3 protein-coding genes are annotated in these 2,777 nt (G+C 64.9%); 2 read left to right on the top strand and 1 reads right to left on the bottom strand.

The genetic code is table 11. From position 1 onward, the window contains the following. Nucleotides 1–760 (top strand): LLM class flavin-dependent oxidoreductase (locus ACFVXE_RS38920; protein ID WP_389678509.1); only part of this gene is annotated, 760 nt, incomplete at its 5' end. A gap of 186 nt (nt 761–946) precedes the next feature. Here the strand turns inward: ACFVXE_RS38920 and ACFVXE_RS38915 are convergent. Further along, nucleotides 947–1,342 carry a MerR family transcriptional regulator gene (locus ACFVXE_RS38915; protein ID WP_389678508.1) on the bottom strand — a complete coding sequence of 132 codons (396 nt, stop codon included), beginning with the start codon at nt 1,340–1,342 and terminating at the stop codon, nt 947–949. Between the two features lie 69 nt (nt 1,343–1,411). On the opposite strand from ACFVXE_RS38915, the gene ACFVXE_RS38910 reads away from it, so the two are divergent. Continuing rightward, nucleotides 1,412–2,626, top strand: a complete 1,215-nt coding sequence (locus ACFVXE_RS38910; protein ID WP_389678507.1) for an MFS transporter — start codon at nt 1,412–1,414, stop codon at nt 2,624–2,626. The last annotated feature ends 151 nt before the right edge of the window (nt 2,627–2,777 follow it).

Here is a 2,777-nt window from a genome sequence, read left to right as displayed (position 1 = left end):
CCCCACCCCCGACGAGGGGGCCTGCGTCAGGCAGGCCCCCTCAGAATCACGATCTACAGCTGGAGTACTAACCGAGGATGTGTACGTTCCGACGCGCATTGCGCGCCGGCTCCGGGATCTGTTTCGTGACGCCGAGGATTACGTGCGAACAGTGCGCGAGCTATGGAGGACGTTTCCAGTTGAGAGCTTGAGCTCTGGGGACACGTTCCTGCACCGGGACATGGTCGCGCCGTTGCAGCTCACCGGGAGGGAAAGGTACCCGGCGGCTGGTCCGCTGACCGTTCCGGTGCTGAAGACTCCGAAGGTCGCGGTGCTTGCGCACCACGCTTTGGAGCCGTATCAACTTGCTGCCGCTGTCGCGGACCGAGTGTTTGTGACTCCCTCGCAGGAGCACCCGATTCCCGTGCTCCTGGAGGCGTTCCACGAAATCGAGAAGCTGACACCGGACGCCACCGAGACCGAGGTGTACGCGGACGTAGCGGTCGTCCTGGGCGACACGGACGAGCAGGCAGAGACCAGGTTGGCCCGGCTGAACGAAGCCGCCGGCTTCGTCTGGGCACCGGATACTCACGTATTCGTCGGAACCGCCAGTCGACTCGCCCGGGAACTCGTCGACTGGCGTGAGCAGTTCGGCCTGAACGGGGTTCGATTGCGCCCCGCAGTGCTTCCGGACGACGCCGACAGGGTTATCCAGGACGTTGCTCCGTCCCTGGTGGGGCCGGCTGTCCTGCTGGCCGCTGCAGAGGGCCAGTCGTCCTAACGGCACTACAGTCCACCGCATGCCGCACGGGCACACCGTTGTTCCTCCTCGACGGCTTGACGATCGATCACCGGATGACGCTTCCCCCGGACCCGGTTGTCTCCGGATCCGGAGTGGCACCGTCACTTCATGGATCTGTCCTGAAAAGAAGCGGGATGCCGTGCACGCCGTCTTGAGGAACCGGCTTCAGACTCTCCGCCGCTGATCAGGCGCAATCGGGGCGCGATGCTGCTCCACCTCGGCCAAGTACTCGGTCATCGCGTCCCGGTTACGGGTGAGCACCTCGACCCGCTCGGTGAGCTTGTCCCGTTCCGAGGTCAGCAACGCCAACATTTCTGGGGTCGCGTCCGGGAAATGAATGGACCTGGGTTTGTCCAAGCACGGCAAGATCTGCTTGATGATCCGAGTCGGCAACCCCGCCGCCAACAAACCGCGGATCTGCTTTACGCGGTCCACATTCCGTTCGTCGTACTCACGGTATCCGTTCGTCGACCGATCAGGCACGATCAGGAGCTGCTCCTCGTAATAGCGCAGCAGGCGCCGGGACACGCCCGTCAACCTCGACAGTTCACCAATCCGCATATCGTCGAGAGTAAACGCGCACCCCGCGCTTGACCCTCACATCAATGTGAGGGTTTCATGATCGGTGGCATGACGACCACAACGGCCTCTCAGACAGGACGTGAAGTCCTACCTTGGTCTGCGCTCCTGGCACTGGGAACTGCAGTCTTCATCACCAGCTTGACCGAGACCCTCCCAGCAGGCGTTCTCCCACAGATGACCTCCTCTCTCGGCGTCAGCTCCGGTGCGGCGGGCCAGACTGTCACCGTGTACGCCGCCGGGACAGCCCTGACCGCCATACCGTTGGCCGCGGCCACCGCAGGAATTCGGCGCAAGCCGTTGCTGCTGGGCGCTACGACCGTCTTCCTGATCGCGAACACGCTCACTGCTGTCGCGCCCGGCTACGCAGTCCTGCTCATCGCGCGTCTCCTTGCCGGCGTCGCCGCCGGACTCGCGTGGGCGATCCTTGCCGGCTACGCGCGCCGCATCGCGCCTCCTGGCCAGGAAGGCCGTGCCATTGCGATCGCGATGACCGGGATTCCTCTGGCGTTGTCGCTAGGTGTTCCCGCCGGGACGCTGATCGGGCAACAGATCGGGTGGCGAGCGTCCTTCGCCGCCGTCTCAGTAATCACCCTGGCCGTCATCGGATGGATCGCGTTCAGCGTTCCCGCCATCAGCCGGCCGACGACGACAACTGACGAGCCGAAACCGACCACCCGACAAACGCTCCGGGCCCCTGGGGTCACCGCCATCATGGTCGTCGTCGTGACCTTCGTTCTCGGCCACACGATCATTTACGCGTACATCGCGCCATACCTGCGGCACGCCGGACTCGCCACAGCGGTGGACGCGATCTTGCTGGCCTTCGGCATCGCATGCCTGGTCAGCATCTGGTACACCGGTCTTCACATCGACAGGTATCTTCGTGGGCTCGCGCTGACCGCCGCAACACTGTTCATCCTTGCCACTGCCGCCTTCGCCGTCACCACAGCACAGGCTGTTGTCTGGGTCGCAGCCGTCGCGTGGGGCCTGGGATGGGGCGGTACACCCACGCTCCTTCAGACCGCAGCCGGTCACGCCGGGATGCGACGCAGCCCGGCCATCGTCGACACCGCGCAAGCCATCCTCGTGACCTTGTGGAACGCGGCCATGGCACTCGGCGGCATCATCGGCGGCATTCTCCTGCAGCGCGTCAACATCACCGCCGACGCCATCGCCGCGGCAGCGCTCGGAGTCTTCAGCCTCCTCGTGATCATGCTCACGCGAAAGCATGCCTTCGCAACAGGGGACCAGGAGGCACCGTGACACCCGCGCACGCACCACTGTCGGTTGAGCGGCGTCTCCGGCTGGTCCAACGGTGCAGGGCCAGGCCGATCGCGCCTGTTTCAGCCGGCGGGCTGACGATTGCCGGCTGCTCGGCGGAGAGGTCTCACTGGGTGCGTCCCACGTGCGCAAG

Source organism: Streptomyces sp. NPDC058231, from assembly GCF_042882275.1.
In the GTDB taxonomy this organism is placed as follows: Bacteria; Actinomycetota; Actinomycetes; order Streptomycetales; family Streptomycetaceae; genus Streptomyces.
This window is presented reverse-complemented; position numbering and strand designations above follow the sequence as displayed.